Origin of the sequence: Streptomyces sp. NEAU-YJ-81, from assembly GCF_017592595.1 — a bacterium.
Taxonomy (GTDB): Bacteria; Actinomycetota; Actinomycetes; order Streptomycetales; family Streptomycetaceae; genus Streptomyces; species Streptomyces hygroscopicus_B.
Map to the genome: position 1 here is coordinate 179,571 of NZ_JAGFNO010000006.1, position 22,731 is coordinate 202,301.

20 protein-coding genes are annotated in these 22,731 nt (G+C 70.4%); 17 read left to right on the forward strand and 3 right to left on the reverse strand.

Features of this window, described 5'->3' with window-relative positions; genetic code table 11:
• Positions 1-103 precede the first annotated feature (103 nt).
• The 9 genes from J5X86_RS16955 to J5X86_RS16995 all read left to right on the forward strand — a co-directional run bounded on the left by J5X86_RS16955 (position 104) and on the right by J5X86_RS16995 (position 9,647).
• A complete protein-coding gene (locus J5X86_RS16955) occupies positions 104-898 on the forward strand; it encodes an enhanced serine sensitivity protein SseB C-terminal domain-containing protein (RefSeq protein ID WP_208517640.1) in 795 nt (264 codons plus the stop codon).
• Positions 899-1,341: 443 nt separating this feature from the next.
• On the forward strand, positions 1,342-2,346 hold the full coding sequence (locus tag J5X86_RS16960; protein WP_208517641.1) for an ABC transporter permease: 1,005 nt from the start codon (positions 1,342-1,344) through the stop codon (positions 2,344-2,346).
• 134 nt (positions 2,347-2,480) lie between these two features.
• Complete coding sequence (locus tag J5X86_RS16965; RefSeq protein ID WP_208517642.1) at positions 2,481-4,241, forward strand: ABC transporter substrate-binding protein; 1,761 nt, start codon at positions 2,481-2,483, stop codon at positions 4,239-4,241.
• 160 nt (positions 4,242-4,401) lie between these two features.
• Positions 4,402-5,376, forward strand: coding sequence for an ABC transporter permease (locus tag J5X86_RS16970; protein WP_078647687.1), 975 nt, complete (start codon positions 4,402-4,404; stop codon positions 5,374-5,376).
• Complete coding sequence (locus tag J5X86_RS16975; protein ID WP_243980568.1) at positions 5,373-6,515, forward strand: ABC transporter ATP-binding protein; 1,143 nt, start codon at positions 5,373-5,375, stop codon at positions 6,513-6,515. Before J5X86_RS16970 ends, J5X86_RS16975 begins: the two co-directional genes overlap by 4 nt.
• Positions 6,516-6,535: 20 nt before the next feature.
• Positions 6,536-7,612, forward strand: coding sequence for an ABC transporter ATP-binding protein (locus tag J5X86_RS16980; RefSeq protein ID WP_208517643.1), 1,077 nt, complete (start codon positions 6,536-6,538; stop codon positions 7,610-7,612).
• 52 nt (positions 7,613-7,664) lie between these two features.
• Positions 7,665-8,324 (forward strand): trimeric intracellular cation channel family protein, encoded by a 660-nt coding sequence (locus tag J5X86_RS16985; RefSeq protein ID WP_208517644.1) that lies wholly within the window; start codon positions 7,665-7,667, stop codon positions 8,322-8,324.
• A 73-nt stretch (positions 8,325-8,397) separates the two neighbouring features.
• Entirely contained in the window at positions 8,398-8,772 is a 375-nt protein-coding gene (locus J5X86_RS16990) for a helix-turn-helix transcriptional regulator (protein ID WP_208517645.1), read from the forward strand.
• Positions 8,769-9,647 (forward strand): SRPBCC family protein, encoded by an 879-nt coding sequence (locus J5X86_RS16995; RefSeq protein WP_208517646.1) that lies wholly within the window; start codon positions 8,769-8,771, stop codon positions 9,645-9,647. The genes J5X86_RS16990 and J5X86_RS16995 overlap by 4 nt, the downstream gene beginning before the upstream one ends.
• A gap of 33 nt (positions 9,648-9,680) precedes the next feature.
• Here J5X86_RS16995 and J5X86_RS17000 read toward each other — a convergent pair whose 3' ends face one another.
• Complete coding sequence (locus tag J5X86_RS17000) at positions 9,681-10,541, reverse strand: alpha/beta fold hydrolase (protein ID WP_208517647.1); 861 nt, start codon at positions 10,539-10,541, stop codon at positions 9,681-9,683.
• A 133-nt stretch (positions 10,542-10,674) separates the two neighbouring features.
• Between J5X86_RS17000 and J5X86_RS17005 the strand changes: the two genes are divergently transcribed.
• Positions 10,675-11,844: a cysteine desulfurase family protein gene (locus J5X86_RS17005; RefSeq protein WP_208517648.1), complete on the forward strand. Its 1,170-nt coding sequence runs from the start codon at positions 10,675-10,677 to the stop codon at positions 11,842-11,844.
• A gap of 192 nt (positions 11,845-12,036) precedes the next feature.
• Entirely contained in the window at positions 12,037-13,389 is a 1,353-nt protein-coding gene (locus J5X86_RS17010; RefSeq protein ID WP_208517649.1) for a PQQ-binding-like beta-propeller repeat protein, read from the forward strand.
• A gap of 22 nt (positions 13,390-13,411) precedes the next feature.
• Here J5X86_RS17010 and J5X86_RS17015 read toward each other — a convergent pair whose 3' ends face one another.
• Positions 13,412-14,080, reverse strand: a complete 669-nt coding sequence (locus tag J5X86_RS17015) for an N-acetylmuramoyl-L-alanine amidase (protein WP_208517650.1) — start codon at positions 14,078-14,080, stop codon at positions 13,412-13,414.
• 216 nt (positions 14,081-14,296) lie between these two features.
• On the opposite strand from J5X86_RS17015, the gene J5X86_RS17020 reads away from it, so the two are divergent.
• From J5X86_RS17020 to J5X86_RS17030, 3 genes are all read left to right on the forward strand, one after another.
• Complete coding sequence (locus J5X86_RS17020) at positions 14,297-15,208, forward strand: TIGR03619 family F420-dependent LLM class oxidoreductase (protein ID WP_208517651.1); 912 nt, start codon at positions 14,297-14,299, stop codon at positions 15,206-15,208.
• Positions 15,209-15,278: 70 nt separating this feature from the next.
• Complete coding sequence (gene mnmA, locus J5X86_RS17025; RefSeq protein WP_208517652.1) at positions 15,279-16,430, forward strand: tRNA 2-thiouridine(34) synthase MnmA; 1,152 nt, start codon at positions 15,279-15,281, stop codon at positions 16,428-16,430.
• A gap of 152 nt (positions 16,431-16,582) precedes the next feature.
• A complete protein-coding gene (locus J5X86_RS17030) occupies positions 16,583-18,316 on the forward strand; it encodes a class I SAM-dependent methyltransferase (RefSeq protein ID WP_243980572.1) in 1,734 nt (577 codons plus the stop codon).
• Between the two features lie 57 nt (positions 18,317-18,373).
• On the opposite strand, the gene J5X86_RS17035 is transcribed toward J5X86_RS17030, so the two are convergent.
• Positions 18,374-19,351 carry a MerR family transcriptional regulator gene (locus J5X86_RS17035; RefSeq protein ID WP_208517653.1) on the reverse strand — a complete coding sequence of 326 codons (978 nt, stop codon included), beginning with the start codon at positions 19,349-19,351 and terminating at the stop codon, positions 18,374-18,376.
• Between the two features lie 98 nt (positions 19,352-19,449).
• Here J5X86_RS17035 and J5X86_RS17040 point away from each other — a divergent pair, with 98 nt between their 5' ends.
• From J5X86_RS17040 to J5X86_RS17050, 3 genes are all read left to right on the forward strand, one after another.
• Complete coding sequence (locus J5X86_RS17040) at positions 19,450-20,664, forward strand: glycosyltransferase (RefSeq protein ID WP_208517654.1); 1,215 nt, start codon at positions 19,450-19,452, stop codon at positions 20,662-20,664.
• Between the two features lie 431 nt (positions 20,665-21,095).
• Complete coding sequence (locus J5X86_RS17045; protein ID WP_208517655.1) at positions 21,096-21,623, forward strand: TIGR00730 family Rossman fold protein; 528 nt, start codon at positions 21,096-21,098, stop codon at positions 21,621-21,623.
• Between the two features lie 133 nt (positions 21,624-21,756).
• Complete coding sequence (locus tag J5X86_RS17050; RefSeq protein WP_208517656.1) at positions 21,757-22,446, forward strand: SDR family oxidoreductase; 690 nt, start codon at positions 21,757-21,759, stop codon at positions 22,444-22,446.
• Positions 22,447-22,731 lie beyond the last annotated feature (285 nt).

Here is a 22,731-nt window from a genome sequence, read left to right on the forward strand (position 1 = left end):
GGGTCCGCTACGGGGGCCCGTAAGCTGGTTTGATGACCAGGAGGGGTGCGAGCACGCTCCCCGGTGAGGTGCGGGACAAGGGCGAGAGAAGGGGCGGACCCAGGTGAGCGCGGGCGCGGATTGGGGGGCGGCGGCCGGCCAGGTTGAGCGAGCGTTGCAGCAGGTCGCTCCCGGCCGGTACGACGCCTATGAGGCGCTGCTGCAGGCCATCGGCGAGGGCCAGGTCTGGATGCTGCTGTGGCACGGTGCGCCCGGCACGCCCGAGGCCCAGTACGGGAACATGGATGTGGAGGGCCTCGGTTACGCCCCGTGCGTGACCTCCGCACAGGAACTGGCCGCAAGTGGCTGGAACCGTGCGCATGAGGTGGTCGACGGACGCCTCATCGCCGACTCGCTCTACCGCGACCGCTACGGCCTCTGGCTCAACCCCCACGCCCGCGGCGGCGGAGTGGGCATCCCATGGCCGGATCTGCGCCGGATCGCGGGCGGTCTGGACCGGCTGCCCGCCGGGCCGCTGCGGCTGAGCGAACCCGCCATCGACATCCCGCAGTTCTACGCCCTGTTGGGGCAGAACGCGCATCGCACGACTGCGGTGCGGTCGCTGCGCCGCGCCTGGGTGCAGCCCGCGCTGGGCGCCCCGTATCTGGCCATCGGGCTGGATCTCTACGACAGCGGCCCACCGGCGGTGCAGTCGGTGCGGGTGATGATGGAGCAGTCGATCACCGCCGTGCCGGACGGGCTGCCGGTCTCCACGGTCGCGCTCTCCGACGAGTACGACCCCGTCGCCCTGTGGATGCGGGCCAACGCCCGGCCCTTCTTCGACCGCGACGCCTATGGCGCCGCCCCCGCCGCGCCGTCCCACGGCTACGGCTACCCGCCGCCGCGTCCCGCCTACTGATCCGCCGCCTCGCCGAGCCGGTACCGATCCGCCGACTCGCTGCCCCGCCGACCCGGCCATCCGTCAACCCGCCGATCCGCCGATCCGCCACTGGCCCGCTGGTCCGCGCACCGATTGACGGGATTGCCCACCCGGCGTTCCGGGCCTTTGGGGCCGAACATCGCATAGCGGGCGCGAGGTTACTGCTGCGTTCTCGTGTCGCGACCGTCCGTATAGCGGAGCGGTACTCCCCACATCACGGTTAGGCATCCATTGTCCGGGAGTACTGGCGGGTGATCACAAACGCGTTGAAGACTCCCGCTCCAAGGGGTGCGGTTCCTGCGTACGACCCCTTCCTGAAAGGTTCCGTACCAGAACGCGACTTTCACCCGGGTTGTGAACAAAGCCGCTACAGCGGCGAGTCGTGGGCCGGTCACCACCGGCCGAGAGGGGTCTCCACCACGATGACGGCACCATTGCACGGCACGAGCACGGACAGCGATCCGGTCGCGACTGCCGATGTAGCGGCGGATGTGGTCAAAGCGTCCGTCGAAGGCAGATCGCTGCGGCAGATCGCCTGGACACGCCTGAAGCGGGACAAGCTCGCGCTGGCGGGTGGCATCGTTGTCGTCTTCCTGGTCCTGGTGGCGATCTTCGCTCCACTGATCGTGAGCCTGCTCGGGCATCCGCCCAATGAGTTCCACCAGGAGGAGATCGACCCGCTGTTCGGCACCCCGAAGGGGTCCATGGGCGGTATCAGCTCGGACTTCCTCTTCGGCGTGGAGCCGTCCAACGGCCGCGACGTCTTCAGCCGCGTCGTCTACGGCGCCCGGATCTCGCTGCTGGTGGCCTTCCTCGCGGCGGTGGTCGCGGTGGTCCTCGGCACCATCTTCGGCATCATCGCCGGGTACTTCGGCGGCTGGGTCGACTCGGTGATCAGCCGGGTGATGGACATGCTGCTGGCCTTCCCGCAGCTGCTCTTCATCATCTCCCTGGTCTCGGTGCTCCCCAACGACCTGCTGGGACTGACCGGCAGCGGGGTGCGCATCGCCATCCTGGTCTCGGTCATCGGCTTCTTCGGCTGGCCGTACGTCGGCCGCATCGTGCGCGGTCAGACGCTGTCGCTGCGCGAGAAGGAGTACATCGAGGCCGCGCGGAGCCTGGGCGCCGGCCGGCGCTACATCCTCTTCCGTGAGCTGCTGCCCAACCTGGTGGCGCCGATCACCGTCTACGCGACGCTGATGATCCCCACCAACATCCTCACCGAGGCCGCGCTCAGCTTCCTCGGCGCGGGCGTGAAGCCGCCCACCGCCTCCTGGGGGCAGATGCTCTCCAAGGCGGTCGGCACCTACGAGGACGACCCGATGTTCATGATCATCCCGGGTGTGGCGATCTTCATCACGGTGCTGGCCTTCAACCTCTTCGGCGACGGCGTCCGCGACGCGCTCGATCCGAAGGGCACCCGATGACGGCGCGGCGCACGACACGCCCTGCGGACCGGTCGTACCCGAACGCATCAGCCGCTGCCGTATCCGGCAGTCGGCTCCCCGAAGAATTCCGCGGCGCCATGCCTAGGACCGCTACCCCGGAGGTTGCAACAGCTATGAAACAGCTCTCGAGAAGCAGGCGGATCGCCGGAGCGGCGGCTGTCGTCGGCGCCCTCCTGGCCACCGCCGGCTGCGGTGGCGGCGGTTCCGACGACGAGGGCTCGGGCGCCGGGTTCAACGCCGCGGTGAAGGGCGTCGCCGCCAAGTCCGCCAAGAAGGGCGGCACGCTCAAGTTCATCAACAAGCAGGAGTTCGACTCCCTCGACCCGCAGCGCCAGTACTACGGGTTCGCCTGGGACTTCTCCCGCTTCTACGCGCGCCAACTGATCTCCTACGCGCCGAAGCCGGGCAACGCCGCGAACGAGCTGGTCCCGGACCTCGCCACCTCCACCGCCAAGATCACCAACGGCGGCAAGACCTACACCTACACCCTGCGCGACGGGATCACCTGGGAGGACGGCTCCCCGATCACGTCCAAGGACGTGAAGTACGGCATCGAGCGCATCTGGGCCAAGGACGTCGTCTCCGGCGGCCCCGGCTATCTGCGCCAGGTCCTGGACCCCAAGGGCGAGTACAAGGGCCCGTACAAGGACAAGGCCAAGGACAAGCTGGGCCTGAAGGGGATCCAGACGCCGGACGACAAGACCGTCGTCTTCAACCTCGCCAAGCCCAACGGTGACTTCGAGCAGATGCTCGCGATGCCGACCGGCTCCCCGGTGAAGGCGGACAAGGACACCGGCGCCAAGTACACCAACCGGCCGTTCTCCTCCGGTCCGTACAAGGTCCAGTCGTACAGCCCGGGCAAGAGCCTGTCCCTGGTGCGCAACACGAGCTGGAAGAAGGCGTCCGACCCGATCCGCCCGGCCCTGCCGGACAAGATCTCGGTCACCTTCAACTCCAACCTCGAGGCGATAGACCGGCTGCTGATCAAGGGCGACTACGACGTCTTCCTCAGCGCCACCGGTATGACCCCCTCGGGCCGTAATGACGCCCTCAAGCAGCACAAGGGCAACGTCGACAACATCACCACCAGCTTCGTCCGGTACGTCGACTTCACCACCAAGGTCAAGCCGTTCGACAACATCCACTGCCGCAAGGCGGTCGTCTACGGCACCGACTACAAGTCGCTTCAGACCACCCGCGGTGGCCCGCAGGCCGGTGGTGACCTCGCCACCAACATGCTCCCCAAGAGCGTCAAGGGCGCGGACGATTACGACCCGTACGGCGTCCTGAAGCGCGGCGGCAAGGCCGACCCGGCCAAGGCCAAGGACGAGCTCAAGCAGTGCGGCAAGCCGGGTGGCTTCTCCACCACCATCGTGGCCCGCAACGACCAGCCCGCCGAGGTCGACGCCGCCGAGGCGCTGCAGGCGTCGCTGAAGAAGGTCGGCATCAGCCTCAACGTGGAGCCGATCCAGGGCAGCACCTCCGCCAGCATCACCGGTTCGCCGTCGGTGATGAAGAAGCGCGGCTACGGCCTGTCCATGACCGGCTGGGGCCCGGACTTCCCCACCGGCCAGGGCTTCTCCCAGCCGCTGATCGACGGCCGTTTCATCGAGCAGACGGGTAACTACAACGTCTCCGAGACCAACGACCCGGCGATCAACCAGTACTTCGACGACGCGCTCAAGGAGACCGACCCCAACAAGGCCGGCGGCATCTACCAGAAGATGAACCACAAGGTCAGCGACCTGGCCGTGCAGATGCCGTTCATCTACGAGAAGAACATCACCTGGCGCAGCTCGCGGCTGACGAACGCCTTCTCGTCGGCGGCCTACAACGGCCGCTACGACTACTCCCAGCTGGGCGTCGTCAAGTGACGGCAGGTCACCTGACCCGCCGCACAACCCCCCATCGCCGCACCCGATAGGCCCGAAGGGCAGGTGATGGCCGCGGGTGGTGGCCCGTGATCCCTCTCAACCGGGGTATCACGGGCCACCGCCCGGGCCGCGCACAGTGCTTGCTTATCTCATCCGGCGCTTGTTCGCCGTCGTCGTGATGCTGTTGGTCGTCACCCTTACGACCTTCGCCATCTTCTTCGTGATCCCGAAGTGGGCCGGTGCCGATCCCGCGCTGCTGTTCGTCGGCAAGCAGGCCGACCCCGCGGCCATCGAGGGCATCCGGCAGAAGCTCAGCCTCGGTGATCCGGTTCTGGTCCAGTTCTGGCACTTCGTCCAGGGCCTCTTCGCCGGCCGGGACTACGCCAACGGCACGGACGTCACCCACTGTCCGGCGCCCTGCTTCGGCTACTCCTTCCGCACCGAGCAGGCGGTGTGGCCGCAGCTCACCGACGCCATGCCGGTCACCCTCTCGCTCGCCGCGGGCGCCTGTCTGCTGTGGCTGGTCGGCGGCATCACCACCGGTGTCGTCTCCGCGCTGCGCCGGGGCACCCTGTGGGACCGCTCGGCGATGACGGTCGCGCTGGCCGGTGTCTCACTGCCGATCTACTTCACCGGTCTGCTCTCGCTGGCGATCTTCAGCTACTCGCTGAAGTGGGTCAACGTGGACTACAAGGCGCTCGGTGACGATCCGGCGATGTGGTTCGAGAGCCTGATCCTCCCGTGGATCACGCTCGCCTTCCTCTACGCGGCGATGTACGCCCGGCTCACCCGGGCCACCATGCTGGAGATCATGGGCGAGGACTACATCCGCACCGCCCGCGCCAAGGGCCTGCGAGAACGGGTGGTCATCGGCCGGCACGCGATGCGCTCGACCTGGACGCCGGTGCTCACCCTGCTCGGCCTCGACCTGGGCGCGCTGCTGGGCGGCGCGGTCCTCACCGAGACCACCTACAACCTGCCCGGCCTCGGGCGGCTCGCGGTGAACGCGATCACTGAGAAGGACCTGCCGGTCATCCTCGGCGTCACCCTGATCGCGGCCATCTTCATCGTGGTCGCCAACCTCGTCGTGGACCTCCTGTACGCCGTCATCGACCCGCGAGTGAGGCTCGGATGACCGACCTGACCAAGTCCTCCGGACAGCCCGGGAACGGCGAGCTGCCGGCCACCGGCACCGCCGCCGTGGGCGAGGTGGCCGCGGCGGGCTCGCCCGCCCCCAGCGCCTTCCTCGAGGTGCGCGATCTGCACGTCCACTTCCCGACCGACGACGGTCTGGTGAAGTCCGTGGACGGGCTCAGCTTCCGGCTGGAGAAGGGCAAGACCCTCGGCATCGTCGGCGAGTCCGGCTCCGGCAAGTCCGTCACCTCGCTCGGCATCATGGGGCTGCACACCGCCGGGCAGTACGGCCGCCGCAAGGCGCGGATCTCCGGTGAGATCTGGCTCAACGGCCAGGAGCTGCTGGGCGCCGACCCCGACGAGGTGCGCAAGCTGCGCGGCCGCGAGATGTCGATGATCTTCCAGGATCCGCTGTCCGCGCTGCACCCGTACTACACCATCGGCCGCCAGATCATCGAGGCGTACCGGGTGCACCACGACGTCACCAAGGACGTGGCCCGCAAGCGCGCGATCGAGCTGCTGGACCGCGTCGGCATCCCGCAGCCCGACAAGCGCGCGGACAGCTATCCGCATGAGTTCTCCGGCGGCATGCGCCAGCGCGCCATGATCGCGATGGCGCTGGTCAACAACCCCGAGCTCTTGATCGCCGACGAGCCGACCACCGCCCTGGACGTGACCGTCCAGGCGCAGATCCTCGACCTCATCCGGGATCTGCAGAAGGAGTTCGGCTCCGCGGTCATCGTCATCACCCATGACCTGGGCGTGGTCGCCGAGCTCGCGGATGATCTGCTGGTGATGTACGGCGGCCGCTGTGTCGAGCGCGGTCCGGCCGAGAAGGTCTTCTACGAGCCCCAGCACCCGTACACCTGGGGGCTGCTGGGCTCGATGCCCCGTATCGACCGCGACCAGACCGAGCGGCTCATCCCGGTCAAGGGCTCCCCGCCCAGCCTCATCAATGTGCCGTCCGGCTGCGCCTTCCACCCGCGCTGCCCGTACGCCGATGTGCCGAAGGACAACCTCACGCGCACCGAGCGGCCGGAGCTCAGCGAGGCCGGGGGCGGCGGGCACTTCTCCGCGTGCCATATGGCGCAGGAGGAGCGCACCCGGATCTGGACCGAAGAGATTGCGCCGAAGCTGTGACCGACACGAAGGATCCGAAGATGACGGTCCCGGAGAAGGCGACGACGTCGCCCGAGCCCCTGCTCAAGGTGTCGGGTCTGGTCAAGCACTTCCCCATCAAGAAGGGGCTGCTGCAGCGGCAGGCCGGTGCGGTGCAGGCGGTCGACGGGCTCGACTTCGACGTCCGGCCGGGGGAGACCCTGGGTGTGGTGGGCGAGTCGGGCTGCGGCAAGTCCACCATGGGGCGGCTGGTCACCCGGCTGCTCGAACCCACCTCAGGCAAGATCGAGTTCGAGGGCAAGGACATCACGCATCTGAACACCGCTCAGATGCGGCCGATGCGCCGTGACGTCCAGATGATCTTCCAGGACCCGTACTCCTCGCTGAACCCCCGGCACACCGTCGGCGCGATCGTCAGCGCGCCCTTCCGGCTCCAGGGCGTCACCCCGGAGGGCGGTGTCAAGGCGGAGGTCCAGCGGCTGCTGGCGCTGGTCGGGCTCAACCCCGAGCACTACAACCGCTATCCGCACGAGTTCTCCGGCGGTCAGCGGCAGCGCATCGGCATCGCCCGGGCGCTGGCCCTCAAACCCAAGCTGGTCGTCGCCGACGAACCGGTCTCGGCGCTGGACGTGTCGATCCAGGCGCAGGTAGTCAACCTGCTGGACGACCTCCAGGACGAGCTGGGCCTGACGTATGTGATCATCGCGCACGATCTGTCGGTCATCCGCCATGTCTCGGACCGGATCGCGGTGATGTACCTCGGGAAGATCGTCGAGCTGGCGGACCGCAAGGACCTCTACGAGCGTCCCATGCACCCGTACACCAAGGCCCTGCTGTCCGCGGTGCCGGTGCCGGACCCCAAGCGGCGCGCCAAGCGGGAGCGGATCCTGCTCAAGGGCGACGTGCCCTCGCCGATCTCCCCGCCGTCCGGCTGCCGCTTCCACACCCGGTGCTGGAAGGCGACCGAGGTGTGCAAGAGCCAGGAGCCGCCGCTGGTGACGCTGGCCACCGGCCACCAGGTGGCCTGCCACCACCCGGAGAACGCTACGGACCAGGCGCCGCAGGAGAAGCCCGGGGCCGAGGCGGCACAGAAGGTGACGAAGAAGACCGAAAGCTGAGACGGGACGGGGTCCGGACGGGACCGGGGGCATCCGCGGATAACAATGTCGGGTGCTCATCGAACTGTTCACCCCGTCCGTCCAGCACGCGCTCGAAGTCGCCGGGATCTTCGTCTTCGCGATGTCCGGCGCGCTGCTCGCCGTGCGGAAGAACTTCGATGTCTTCGGCATGGCGGTGCTCGCCGAGGCCACCGCGCTGGGCGGCGGTATCTTCCGCGATCTGGTGATCGGCGCGGTGCCGCCCATCGCCTTCACCGACCTCGGCTATTTCCTCACCCCGCTCGTGGCCACCGGCATCGTCTTCTTCCTCCACCCCGAGGTCGAGCGGATCACGGCGGCGGTGGGGGTCTTCGACGCGGCGGGCCTCGGGCTGTTCTGCGTCGAGGGCACGATGAAGGCGCATGACTTCGGGCTCGGCGTCACCGCGTCGGTCACCCTGGGCATGGCCACGGCGGTCGGCGGCGGTGTGATCCGCGACCTGCTCGCCCATGAGGTGCCCTCGCTGCTGCGCTGGGACCGGGACCTGTACGCCGTCCCGGCCATCCTCGGCTCCTCGATAGCGGCGCTGCTGCTCCACTTCCACGCCCTTACGGCGGCCACGAGCGTGCTCGCGGCCGCCGTGGCCTTTGTGGTGCGGCTGCTGGCGATGCGGTACGGCTGGCGGGCGCCGCGGGCGTGGAACCGGCGCAGTACGGCGACGGAGGAGACCTGAGGCGCTCGGGGCGTGGGCTGCACGCGGCGTGAATGCCCTTGCGGTTATATAGCCGCGTCGTTATGTTGGGGGCATGGTCATACCGTTCGATGTGCTCGCGGAGCCGAGTCGTCGGCAGATCCTGGACCTCCTGCTGGAGCGGCCCCGCCTGGTCGGTGAGCTGACCGAGCATCTGGGGCTCACCCAGCCGGGCACCTCCAAGCACCTCCGGGTGCTGCGCGAGGCCGGTCTGGTGCGGGTCCGCCGGGACGCCCAGCGCCGCTGGTACGAGCTCTGCCCGGAGCCGCTCGCCGAGGTGGACGCCTGGCTCGCGCCGTACCGTCGGCTGTGGACCGACCGTCTCGGCGCGCTCGAACGACACCTGGACACGATGCCGGAGTCCCTCGACGCGACCGGCGAACCCGACGTACCCGAAGTACTCGACGTACCCGACGGAGAAGCGCCATGAAAGACACCCTTGCCCAGACCGGCGGCGGCCGCTCGGCCCTGCGCCTCGAACGCCGGCTCGCCCATCCCCCGGAGAAGGTCTGGCGAGCGCTGACCGACCCCGCCCAGCTCGTCCACTGGTTCCCCTCCGAGGTCCAGGTCGAGCTCAAGATCGGCGGCCGGATGGGCTTCGTCTTCCCCGGGCGCGAGGCCCCGGACATGGACGGCGTCGTCACCGAGCTCGACCCGCCCCATGTCTTCGCCTTCACCTGGGGCGAGGACGAGCTCCGCTGGGAGCTGCGCCCCGAGGACGACGGCTGTGTGCTGACCCTCACCCACACCTTCGGCGACCGCTTCGGCGCGGCCAGCTTCGCCTCCGGCTGGCACGCGTGCATCACCGGGCTGGCGGCCCTGCTCGGCGGCGAGGAGATCGCCCACGGCGACATGGCCGAGCTGCACGAGAAGTACGTCGAGGCGTTCGGCTTGGCCGAGGGAGCGGTGGAGACCACCGAGGACGGCGGCTGGCGGCTGCGCTTCGAGCGCCAGCTGGTCCGCCCCGCCGAGACGGCCTGGCGGGCGCTGACCGGCCCGGCCGCCGACACCCCCGAGCCGGCCGCCGGGGCGCCGGTCCCCTTCGGCTTCCGTACGGACGCGGTCCCGGCGGGCCCGATCGCCGAGGCGCATCCGCCCCGGGTGCTCGCCTACGCCTGGGAGCGCGACGGCCGCCCCGCCGGGACGGTCCGCTGGGAGCTGACCCAGGGCACCGGCCACGGCGCCCGCCTCATCCTGACCCAGACGGGCCCGGCGGACGCGGAAACGGAACGCACCCAAGCCCAGCAGGCATGGCGCCACCACATCGGCCTCCTGGCCGCCAAACTTCTCCGGGTGAGCGGCTGAAAACCCAGCCCGTCCGGCGTTTGAGGAGCAACCTCAGCCGTCGCCGAGGAAACCGCTCAGTGCAACCGCCAGCTCGGCAGGCGCATCCTCCTGCACCAGGTGTCCCGCACCCTCGATCAGCCGGAACCGGGCGCCCGGAATGCGAGAGGCAAGCTCCCGCCCCCGCTCCACCGGAATCCACGTGTCACCCGACCCCCAGCACACCAGCACGGGGAGCGACATTCCCCCGTACAACCCCTCGACCTCATCCGTGAACCGCTGATCGTTCTGCGCGATCTGCCGATAGAACGCGGGCTGCCCCACCTCCCCGCACCACGGCTCCAGCAGCCGCTCCAGCACCCCGTCCCGCAACCCCACCGCGCTCGCGGAGCCGACGTACTCCCGCACCAGCGCCCGATGCAGCGCCGTCGGCAACTGCTCGAAAACCTTGTCGTGCGCGCCGAGCAGCCGGTACGTGGGGGAACCCCAGGGCGCCAACGCGACCACGTCCACCAGCGCCAGCCTGCGATACCGCGCACCGTGCAGCAGATGCGCACGTAGCGCGACACACCCGCCGAAGTCATGGGCGACGACGGCCGGTTCCGCCCCGGCCCCGGTCAGCCCCCACGCGTCGAGCAGCTCGCCGAAGACCCGGCCCTGGGCGGCCAGCGAGACGTCCTGGTCCGCCCGCTTCTCGGAGGCCCCGTAGCCCGGCATGTCCCAGACGAACACCCGGTGCCGGTCGGCCAGGGCATGGGCGACGCCCCGCCATACGTACGACGAGAACGGCGTGCCGTGCAGCAGCACGACCGGCGGCGCGTCCGGTGCGCCGAACGCGGCCCAGCGGACCTCGCCGGAGGAGCTGCGGTAGGTGCGGTCCAGCGTCCACTCGGTCTTCCACTCAGCGTCTGTCATGAGTAAAAACCTAGACGCTCCTTACGGCCGCTGTCGAGGGCCCTCGCGAGGGGGTGCGAAAGGGGCGGCGGGAAGACTGTGCGTACGCGCACCCGCTACGCACCCCACAACGCCTCGTAGAATCGAGGCCACCATGGTTTATCTCGACCACGCCGCCACCACCCCGATGCTCCCGGAGGCGGTGCAGGCGATGACCGCCCAGCTCGCCGTCACGGGCAACGCCTCCTCGCTGCACGCCGCCGGCCGGCGTGCCCGCCGTACCGTCGAGGAGTCGCGTGAATCCCTGGCCGCCTCGCTGGGCGCCCGCCCGAGCGAGGTCGTCTTCACCGCCGGAGGCACCGAGGCCGACAACCTCGCGGTCAAGGGGCTCTACTGGTCCCGCAGGGACGCCGATCCGGCCCGCGTCCGGGTGCTCGCCAGCCCCGTGGAGCACCACGCCGTGCTCGACGCGGTCGACTGGCTCGCGGACCACGAGGGCGCCCGGGTCGAATGGCTGCCGGTCGACTCCCTCGGGCGGGTCCACCCCGACGCGCTGCGCGAGGCGATCGCCCGCGACCCCTCGGACGTCGCCCTGGCCACCGTCATGTGGGCCAACAACGAGATCGGCACCATCCAGCCGGTCCGCGAACTCGCCGACGTCGCCGCCGAATTCGGCATCCCGCTGCATGCCGACGCGGTCCAGGCGTTCGGCCAGATCGAGGTCGACTTCGCCGCCTCGGGGCTGGCCGCGATGACCGTCAGCGGCCACAAGATAGGCGGCCCCTACGGCATCGGCGCGCTGCTGCTCGGCCGTGAGCACACGCCCGTGCCGGTGCTGCACGGCGGCGGCCAGGAGCGCCAGGTGCGCTCCGGGACCCTCGACACCCCGGCCATCGCCGCCTTCGCCGTCGCGGGTGCGTATGCCACCGAGCACCGCGAGGAATTCGGCCGCGAGATCGGCGCGCTGCGCGACGCGCTGATCACCGCCGTCCGTACGGCCGTGCCCGACGTGGTTCTCGGCGGCGACCCCGATCCGGCGGGCCGGCTCCCCGCCAATGCCCACTTCTCCTTTCCCGGCTGCGAGGGCGATTCGCTGCTTCTGCTGCTGGACGCGCAGGGCATCGAATGCTCGACGGGCTCGGCCTGCACGGCCGGTGTCGCCCAGCCCAGCCATGTGGTCCTGGCCACCGGCAGCGACTCCGACCTGGCCCGCGGCACCCTGCGCTTCTCGCTCGGCCACACCTCGACCAAGGCCGATGTCGAGGCCGTCGCGGAGGCGATCGGCCCGGCGGTGGAGCGGGCGCGCGGGGCGGGGCTGAGCTGACTGACGGGACTGGGCTGACCGAATAGTAACCGAAGAATTCCCGGTGTTCTCCCGGCCATTTCAGATAACCCACGGAACATCAATCTCCGCTTGAAATCGCGAAGAGCGTTCGGCAAGGATCTACCCCGTCAGCAGGCCCGGCATGCGCGTAAAAGCGCGCGGGCCGCTTTTGCGGGGAAAACGGAGATATTGATGTCGCAGCGTTCGGGCCGACTGGCCATGGCGTCCCTGGTGGCGGGCGGTTTGGTATTCCTTTCCGGATGCGGGGACAGCGAGGACGGCGGGAAGGACGGGGGGTCGTCCTCTCAGGCCGCCGAGGCGAAGACCCTGGGCAAGGTCAGCATGCCGAAAGTCACCAAGGACACCAATGCCATGGGCATGTGGGTGACCGGTAAGAATTTCGTGAAGGGTGACATCAACAAGCTCGTCGGCTATTCCCCGGACGGTGCCAAGGCCCAGTGGACGATAGACCTCGACGGGGAAATCTGCTGGGCCTCGCCGCACACCACCAAGGACGGACTCACCGCGGTGCTGTTCAAGGACGGCAAGGGCAGCGACGCGCAATGCACCCAGGTCGGCCTGGTCGATCTGAACAAGGGTGAACTGGTCTGGCAGAAGGAGGGGACGGACACCGAGGGCAACGACGGCGTCGACTTCGACGAGGTCACGATCAGCGGGAACACCGTCGCCGCCGGAGGCACCAGCGGCGGCGGCGCCTGGTCGCTCGACGGCAAGCCGTTGTGGAAGCCGGAGTACATCGCGGAGTGCGACGACGACGGCTACGCGGGCGGCGACGGCAAGCTCATCGCGCTGCACGGCTGCAGCAGCGCGGACTCCAGCACCGACAAGCTGGAGCTCCAGACCGTGGATCCGGCCACGCGGAAGGTGCTGTCGTCCTACAAGCTCGACGGAGAGTTCGAGCGCGCCCACGTCCTGTCCACCGCACCCCTCGTCGTGGCCGTCGATACCGGCGACTCCGACGGCGGCTCGGGGGTCACCGACATCCTGACCATCGACGACAGCGGCAAGCAGGGCAAGCTGATCAACTCGATCGACGTCCTGGCCAAGGGCTTCCAGCCCGACTGCCCCGCGGTCAATGTGGAGGGCTGCAAGGACCTGGCCCTCGACAAGAAGAGCAGCACGGTCTACCTCTCCTCCGAGGTGGACGTGGACGACGGCGGCCCCGGAGAGAAGATCACCGGCGTGAACTTCAGGACCGGCAAGCAGACCGGCCGGACGAAGATGGCCGAGAGCAGGTCGCTCACCCCCATCAGCACCGAGAAGGACGGCTCGCTGCTCGCCTACCAGGGCAGCATGTACAGCGAGGCGGGCGGGGTCGTGCGCATCGACCCCAAGTCCTTCGAGATCAAGGAGATCCAGCGGAACCCCGACTCCATGAAGGACGTGGAGTCGGACCTGGAAACCTACGGCGACGCCAGGATGTTCTTCACCGACGGGAAGCTTTACATCGGTGACGACACGGCCGCGAGGCCCTCCAGCGACAGCAAGGGCCGTCCGCTCGCGGTCGTCTTCGGTACCGCGTAAGCCGCACCGCCTGAGCGGCGGCTCACTTCGCGATCCGCACCGCCCGCACCAGCTCCAGATAGCGGTCCCAGTCCCAGTGGCGGCCGGGGTCGGTGTGGTCGGTGCCCGGCACCTCCGAGTGGGCCACGATGTGATCGCGGTCCCGCTCCATCCCGTAGCGCTCGCAGATCGCGGCGGTCAGCCGGGCCGAGGACCGGTACATGGCGTCCGTGAAGTCGCCGGGACGGCTCACGAACCCCTCGTGCTCGATGCCGATGCTGCGCTCGTTGTACGAACGGTTGCCCGCGTGGAAGGCCACATCCAACTCCCGCACCATCTGGGCGATATGCCCGTCGCGGCGCACCACATAGTGCGCCGCGGCGCGGTGTCCGGGGTCCCGGAAGACCCGCACCGCGTCGTCGTAGCTGCCCTGGACCACATGGATCACCACCCGGTCGATGGTGTAGTCGTCCGGCCGGTCGGCCCACCGCCAGTTCGCCCCCGAGGCCGCGATCCACTCCACGCCCGGCTGGTCGACCGCGCCCGCCTTGCGCGGCTTCTCGATCCCGGGCAGCCGCCACCACATCCGGGACAGCTCGTCCCGCGCGGCATAGCCCGCGACCCCGGCCGCGCCGAGCCCGGCCGCCGAGCCTCCGATCAGGAGGGTGCGCCTGCTGACGCGGCGTCCACCGCCGGTCGTGGTCTCGCTCACGGAACGCTCAACGCGCGAGGGCGGGCATCCGGTTCCAGCCGATGGGATCATGGCCAGAAGCCTTCGTTCCGGGCGACGGCCCTCTGGCCGTCCGGGTAGATGAACGTTGAACTGTCTCTGAGCTACCGCTGTGTCCGGGGCTCCGTACCTCGGAATGTATCCAGCGGAATGTATTCACCCGGAATGTGTCCATCCGCTCGACGAGGAGCTGACGGTATGCGCATCGGATTCGCCCTTCCCCAGTTCGGCCCGCTGGCCCACCACCCCGAGGACATCGCGCGGTTCGCGCGCCGGGCCGAGGAGCTCGGCGCGGACAGCCTGTGGGTCGGGGACCGCCTGCTCGCCCCGGTGGACCCGATCGTCGGCTACGCGGGCACCGATGTGATCCCGCCGGAATTCCGCGCCGCGCTGGATCCCTTCACCGTGCTGGCCACCGCCGCCGCGGTCACCGAGCGGGTCCAGCTCGGCACCGATGTCATCAACGCCCCCTGGTACCCGCCCGCGGTGCTCGCCCGCACCCTGACCACCGTCGATCTGCTGAGCGCGGGCCGGCTGCTGGTCGGCCTCGGCACCGGCTGGTCCCCCGAGGAGTACGAGGCGGTCGACATCCCCATGGCCGAGCGCGGCCGGCGCCTCGACGAATGCCTCGACGCCCTGGACGCCTGGTGGACCCGGAACCCGGTGGAGTACCACGGGGACCACTGGACCGTGCCCGCCTCCCACGTCGACCTCAAACCGGCCTCCCGCCCCCATCCGCCCGTCTACCTCGCCGCCTTCGCGCCCGCGGCCATGCGCCGGGTGGCCCGGCGCGCCGACGGCTGGCTGCCCATCGCGGTCGTCCCGGCCGCGCCCGGCGCCCCCGACCCCATCGCCACCCTGGCCGAGGGGCTGGGCGGGGTGCGGGAAGCGGTCGAGCGGGAGGGCCGGGACCCGGCGGCGTTCGACGCGATCCTGCGCGTCAACCCCAGCGCCGGCGCCTCCGTGGACGACATCGCGACGGCCCTCGTCCGGGCCGAGCGGGAGGCGGGCATCCAGCACGCCTTCGTCGATCTGATCTATCTCGGGAAGGACGCCGACCAGACCCTGGACCTCGTCCAGCGGGTGCTGGAGGGGGCCCGCGCGAGCTGAGCCGGGCGGTGGCCGGTCGCCACTTACCCATTTAGTCGTTGCATATGGAGCGACCTATGCTGGTCGGGTTATGACTGACTTCCCCGGTGCGCCCACAGGTCCCCGCGACGGCCGTCGGCTGCGCGTCCTCGCCGCCATGTCCGGCGGTGTGGACTCCGCGGTCGCCGCCGCGCGGGCGGCCGAGGCGGGCCACGATGTGACCGGCGTCCATCTCGCGCTCTCCGCCAACCCGCAGTCGTTCCGCACCGGCGCCCGCGGCTGTTGCACCATCGAGGACTCGCGGGACGCCCGGCGCGCCGCCGATGTGATCGGCATCCCCTTCTACGTGTGGGACCTCGCCGAGCGCTTCCGTGAGGACGTGGTCGAGGACTTCATCGCCGAGTACGAGGCGGGCCGCACCCCCAATCCGTGTCTGCGCTGCAACGAGAAGATCAAGTTCGCCGCGCTGCTGGACAAGGCGCTCGCCCTCGGCTTCGACGCCGTCTGCACCGGGCACTACGCCACGATCGTGGAGCACGCGGACGGCGCGCGTGAGCTGCACCGCGCCAGCGACATGGCCAAGGACCAGTCCTATGTGCTCGGCGTGCTCGACGAGCGCCAGCTCGCCCACGCGATGTTCCCCCTCGGCGACACCCTGACGACCAAGGACGAGATCCGCGCGGAGGCCGAGCGGCGGGGTCTGGCCGTCGCCAAGAAGCCCGACAGCCATGACATCTGCTTCATCGCCGACGGCGACACCCAGGGCTTCCTGGCCGGTCATCTCGGTACGGCCGAGGGCGACATCGTCGACGAGGGCGGGCACAAGCTGGGCACCCACGAGGGCGCGTACGGCTTCACCATCGGCCAGCGCCGGGGGCTGCGCATCGGTCACCCGGCGCCCGACGGCAAGCCGCGCTATGTCCTGGACATCTCCCCGGTGGACAACACGGTCACGGTCGGCCCGGTCGAGGCCCTGGACGTCGCCGCCCTGACCGCCATCAAGCCGCGCTGGTGCGGAGCCCCTCCGGTGGGCCCCGGCAGCTACACCGCCCAGCTTCGCGCCCATGGCGGCGAGACCGAGGTGACGGCCGAGCCGATCGGGGTATCCGGGTTGCGGGTGACCTTCGCCGAGCCGGTGCGGGGCGTGGCCCCGGGGCAGGCGATCGTGCTCTACGACGGCACCCGGGTCGTGGGCTCCGCCACCATCGCCACGACCGAGCGCGCCCAGGTGGTCGCCTCGTAGACGGGCCGCCGGGCCCCGGGGGATATCCGCTTTTGGCCAGAAAGAAGCCGAAAGTCAGGATGGGGTGGATTATCTCCGTTTGGCGCGATCAGTTTCTCTGAAATTAACGTGCGTCCGGCCATTCCGGTGGCATGCGTCCGTTGAATCTGGGAATGCGCCACGCGGACACGGGTGCCGTGGTCCGCTGTCTCAGCACCGGAGGTTCCGTTATTTCTGCGCAACCTGTACAGAAATTTGGCAACAATCCAGTTGATGTCAGGGACACTGATCACTACACAGAGGAGTACGTACCCAGCTTCGTAGAAAAGTGGGACTCGCTGATCGACTGGGACCGAAGGTCGGAGAGCGAGGGTACGTTCTTCATCGACCTGCTGCGCGAGCGCGGCGTCAAGAAGGTCCTCGACGTGGCCACGGGGACCGGCTTCCATTCCGTCCGGCTGCTCGAGGCCGGATTCGAGACCGTGAGCGCCGACGGCAGCGGCGAGATGCTCGCCCAGGCGTTCGCCAACGGGCTCAAGCACGGTGACCACATTCTCCGCGTCGTCCAGGCCGACTGGCGCTGGCTCAACCGCGACGCCCACGGCGAGTACGACGCCATCGTCTGCCTCGGGAACTCCTTCACGCATCTGTTCTCCGAGCGTGACCGGCGCAAGGCGCTCGCGGAGTTCTACGCCATGCTCAAGCACGACGGAATCCTGGTCCTGGACCAGCGCAACTACGACGCGATCCTCGATCGCGGGTACAGCAGCAAGCACGTGTACTACTACTGCGGAGAAGACGTCGCCGTCGAACCGGAGTACGTGGACGAGGGGCTGGTGCGCATGCGCTACAGCTTCCCCGACGAATCCGTCTACCACCTCAACATGTTTCCGCTGCGCAAGGACTACACGCGCAGGCTGATGCAGGAGGTCGGCTTCCAGCGGATCGAGACGTACGGCGACTTCCAGCACACCTACCGGACGGAGCGCCCAGACTTCTTCATCCACGTCGCGGAGAAGGAATACATCGCGGCGGACGAGCCGGCCGGACCGGCCGCTCCGGCCACCGGCGACGGGGAGTACGCGGGAGCCGTCGGCACCGCCCGCGACTACTACAACTCCTCGGACGCCGACGCCTTCTACTGGCATGTCTGGGGCGGCGAGGACATCCACATCGGCATCTACGACCGGCCCGACGAGCCGATCGCCGAGGCCAGCAGGCGCACCGTGGCCCGGATGGCCGGGAAGCTCGATCTCACCGAGTCATCCGTCGTCCTCGACCTCGGGGCGGGCTTCGGCGGCTCCGCACGCTATCTGGCGGAGACGTACGGCTGCCGTGTCGTCGCGCTCAACCTCAGCGAGGTGGAGAACGAGCGCCATCGCGCGCTCAACGCCGAGCGGGGGCTGACCGAGGCCATCGAGGTGCTGGACGGCTCCTTCGAGCGGATCCCGCTGCCGGACAACAGCGTCGACGTCGTCTGGTCCCAGGACGCGTTCCTGCACAGCGGCAACCGCGCCCGCCCCCTGGAGGAGGCGGCCCGCGTCCTGCGCCCCGGCGGTCACCTCATCTTCACCGACCCCATGGCGGCCGACGGCTGCCCCGCCGAAACCCTCCGCCCCATCCTGGACCGCATCCATCTGGAGACCATGGGGTCGCCCGAGTTCTACCGCCATGAACTGGCGCGGCTCGGCTTCACCGCGGTCGGCGGCGGCTTCCAGGAGCACCGCGAGCAACTGATCACCCACTACGCCCGGGTGCTGGAAGAAACCCGCCGCCAGGAGGCCGACGGCCTGACGGAACACGTCAGCGCCGACTACCTCACCCATATGAAGAACGGCCTCAGCAATTGGGTCGACGGCGGCACAAACCGCCATGTGACCTGGGGCATCTTCCACTTCACCCGCTGATCCCCGCCGGGTGGCCGGTGTGGCGGGCCCGTCCCGCCACCGGCCACCCCCGGGCGCTCACCGGGTGTTCGCGGTCAGCGGGAGGCCCGCGACCTGCTCGTGCAGGGCGGCGAGCGGTGCCGCGAGGTGTCCCTGGCCGGAGGCCGCGGACGGTGACGGGGTCTCGCCGGTGACGGCGAGGGCCTGTCGCCAGTAGCGCAGCGAGAACGAACCGGCGCGCCTGCCGCGGCGGAACAGGGTGCGCAGATGCGCGCGGAACGCCGGTGTGTCGTCGTGGCCGCCGACGCGGGCGTAGGTGCGCACGAAGTGGCCGAGCGCCTCGGCGCGCCGCTCCGGACAGCCGGAGACCAGGGCCTCGCCGGCCAGTGCGCAGGCGTCCAGGAGACCGGCGTAGAACGACGCGACGTCGCCCACCTGGTGGGGCTGCGGTTGCCGGCCCCGGTCGTCCGCGGTGGCCACGGCGTGGAGTTCGGCGTAGGCGAGGACGGTCGCGGCGGTCGGGGCGACCGGTGGCGCGGGCACCGCGCCCTCGATCACGGCCTGGGCCAGGCTGCGCGGCAGACCGGCCGGGAGCGCCCAGTGCCAGTACCGCACCAGCCGATCGTGGGCGTCGTCCCGGCTGCCCACCCCGGCGAGCAGGGTGAGGCGGCGCAGCCGTTCCGGCGCGGGGCAGTCGTCCAGCGCGCGGAGCACCTCCCGGCGCCATGTCGCCTCACGCAACTGTTCCTGGACCGCGTCCAGTTCGCGGCTGACGAGTTCGCCCAGCGAGCGTTCCCCCGCCATGACCGCGGAGATCGCGGCGATGGGCGTGCCGAGTGCACGGAGGCGCTGGATCAACCGGAGCCTGGGCAGCGCGTCCGCGGCGTATCTGCGGTGGCCGCCCGGGGTGCGTCCGCTCTCGGGCAGCAGCCCGATGTCCGAGTAGTAGCGGATGGTCTTCACCGGCAGTCCGGTGCGCGCGGCCAACTCGCCGATGCCCACCGTGTTCCCGCCCTGCGTGCCGCCCGTGTTCCCGCCCTGCGTGCCGCGCGTCACCGCCGCTTGAACCTCCCCCGCGCAGGAGCCCTTAGCGTCCGTCGCGAACGCCGTCGTCCGAGTATGCGCCGGGCGGCACTCGCCGAGGAGGATCATCCATGCGGATTCTGATCGTGACCGCCGGTTCGCGAGGGGACGTCGCCCCGTACACGGGCCTGGGGCGGCGTCTGCTGGCGGCCGGTCACGAGGTGGCCGTGGCCGCCCATCCGCCCTTCGCCGGGCTCATCGGCGGATGCGGCCTGGACCACCGGCCGCTGCCGGGCGATCCGCGGGAGCTGATCCGCACCAGGGCCCGGGCCGCGTCGTGGGAGGAGACGCGGGCGGCGATGGCGGCGTTCCTGGACCGGCTCGCCGACGGGGTGGTGGCGGCGGCGGGCGGGGCCGACCTGGTGCTCACCGCGTTCGGCCCGGCGGCGCTCAGCCGGGCGGCCGGTGAGGCGTACGGCATCCCCGTCATCGGCACCTATCTCGCACCGGCCTGTGCCACGCGGGAGTTCCCGCTGGCCGGCGCGCCGGGCGGCGACGACCTGGGCCCGGACGGCAACCTGGCGGCGGGCCGGAGGCTGCTGGCCGATGCCGGAGCGCTCCAGGCGGGGGCCATGGCGGGGCTGCGCACCCGGCTCGGGCTGCCGACCGCCACCTCGCAGCCGACGGGAGCGGACATCCGGCCGGTCTTCCACGGCTTCAGCCCGCTGGTCGTACCGCGCCCGGCGGACTGGCCGCCCCAGGTCGAGGTGGCCGGCTACTGGTGGCCCGCCCGGCCGCGCGACTGGCGGCCCCCGGCCGAGCTGGTCGACTTCCTGCGGGCCGGTCCGCCGCCGGTGTTCATCGGGTTCGGCAGCATGGCGCCGGGCGAGGGGGAGCGGCTCGGCGAGCTGGTGACGGCGGCGGTGGCCCGGGCGGGAGTGCGCGCGGTGGTGCAGGCGGGGTGGGCCGGGCTGAGCGCGGCCGGCGATGACGTCCTTACGGTTGACGACCTTCCGCACGACTGGCTGTTCCCGCGCACGGCCGCCGTCGTCCACCACGCCGGAGCGGGCACCACCGCGGCCGGACTGCGCGCCGGGGTACCCGCGGTGCCGGTGCCCGCCATGGCCGACCAGCCGTTCTGGGCAGCGCGGCTGCACCGGCTCGGAGTCGCCCCCCGGCCGCTGCCACTCGACGCGCTGACCGCCGAATCCCTCGGCGCGGCGATCACGACCTGCCTGACCGAACCCGCCCTCCGGCGCCGGGCGGCCGAACTCGCACACGACCTCGCCGCGGAGGACGGCGCCGCGACGGTACTCGCCCACGTCGGCGCCGTGCGCGAGGGGTGAGACCGACAGCGCACTCTTCCTCGGCGGCCCCGGCTCCTCCTGGGCCCGTACCCATGGCCGGTGGCGGCTGCGCTGTCGCCTGCGCGGCCGCCACCGCACCAGGGGCGTCCGACGGATCGTGCCGCCTGCGGCGGGCTGCTCCCCTCCCTCCCCTTCCCACGGCATCGATATGCGGCGCCGCCGCGTGGCGTGGCTCCGCCCCCGGACCGGGGTCCAGGGGCGGAGCCCCTGGTTACGGGAAGGGGCGGGGAGGGGAAAGCATCGATATGCGGCGCCGCCGCGTGGTCCGCGGGACACCCCGTAGAACGCGGTCGCCTCGCCGCCCGCTGCCCCCGTCTGACGGCGGCCGAAACCAAGGCGCCGCACGGCGCGCTCAGCGCGCTCCGCGCGGGGCGGTGGGGGTGTCCGACCCGGCTCGTAGAGTGACGGGCATGAATATCTGTGTCTTCTGCTCCGCCGCCGACCTCGACGACCGCTATACCGCCCCCGCCCGCGAATTCGCCGAGCTGATCGGCAAGGGCGGGCACACGCTGGTCTGGGGTGGGTCCGATGTCGGGCTGATGAAGGTGATGGCGGACGGAGTGCAGGAGCACGGGGGACGGCTGGTCGGGATCTCGGTCGAGTTCCTCGCCGCCCAGGCCCGGGAGGGCGCCGACGAGATGGTGATCGCCAAGGACCTCGCCGAGCGCAAGGCGCAGTTGCTCGCCCGCGCCGACGCGGTCGTGGTCATGGTCGGTGGCACCGGGACGCTGGACGAGGCGACCGAGATCCTGGAGCTGAAGAAGCACGGGCTGCACATCAAGCCGGTGGTGCTGCTCAACGCGGCGGGGTTCTACGACGGGCTGAAGCAGCAGTTCCAGCGGATGGAGGAGGAGCGGTTCCTGCCGATTCCGCTCAGCGAGCTCGTCTTCTTCGCGGAGAGCGGGGCCGAGGTCATGACGTATCTGGAGTCCGTCTGAGCCGTGGTCCGTTACCGGACCCGTTACAGGATGGGAGCGCTCGGCGGGAAGTCCGCCCGGGTTTCGGGCATGGGATCGCGCCAAGCCGGGACCGTCGGCGGGGCGCGTCCATCGGTGAGGCAAGCTGGGGAGCATGGGAACGCATCTGATCACTGGGGCAGGTTCGGGCATCGGCGCGGCGGTCACCGAGCGGCTGGCCGAGCGCGGCGAGGACCTGTGGCTGCTCGCGCGGGACGCCGGGCGGGCGAAGGAGCTGACGGAGCGGTTCCCGGGGGTGCGGACGGTCGTCGGCGACCTGACGGATCCGGACCGGCTCTCCTGGGCGCTGGGCCACCAGACGCTGCCCGACCGGCTCGACTCGCTGCTGCACATCGCCGGGGTGGTCGACCTGGGCGAGGTCGCGGAGCTGACCCCGAAGGCGTGGACCCGCCAGCTCGCCGCCAACCTGGTCGCGCCCGCCGAGCTGACCCGCCTGCTGCTGCCACAACTGCGGCTGGCCCAGGGGCATGTCATCTTCGTCAACTCCGGGGCCGGGCTGCGCGCCAACGCCCAGTGGGCCGCGTACGCCGCCAGCAAGCACGGGCTCAAGGCGCTGGCCGACGCGCTGCGCTGGGAGGAGAGCGGCAACGGCCTCCGGGTGACCACGGTCTACCCGGGGCGCACGGCCACTCCGATGCAGGTGAAGGTGCACCAGCAGGAGGGCAAGGAGTACGACGCGGAGCGCTGGATGGAGCCCGGGACCGTGGCGACGACCATCCTGACCGCGCTCGATCTGCCGCGCGACGCCGAGATCACCGACCTCCAGGTGCGCCCGCGCGGCTGAGCCCTTCCCGGCGGCGCCCTGAAGGGGCGCGGGGCTGTGTCGATATGCGGCTCCGCCGCGTGGGCGCGCCCAGCCGCCACGGCGCCGCAGACGAACGACGGCGCCTCGGCACGTCCAGCGGAGCGCTTAGGCTTCCCGGGTGAGCCAGAGGGGCGCGGGGCTGTGTCGATATGCGGCTCCGCCGCGTGGGCGCGCCCAGCCATCACGGCGCCGCAGACGAACGACGCCACTTCGGGGCACTCCCAGCGGAGCGCTTAGGCTTCCCGGGTGAGCGAGAAGAGCACC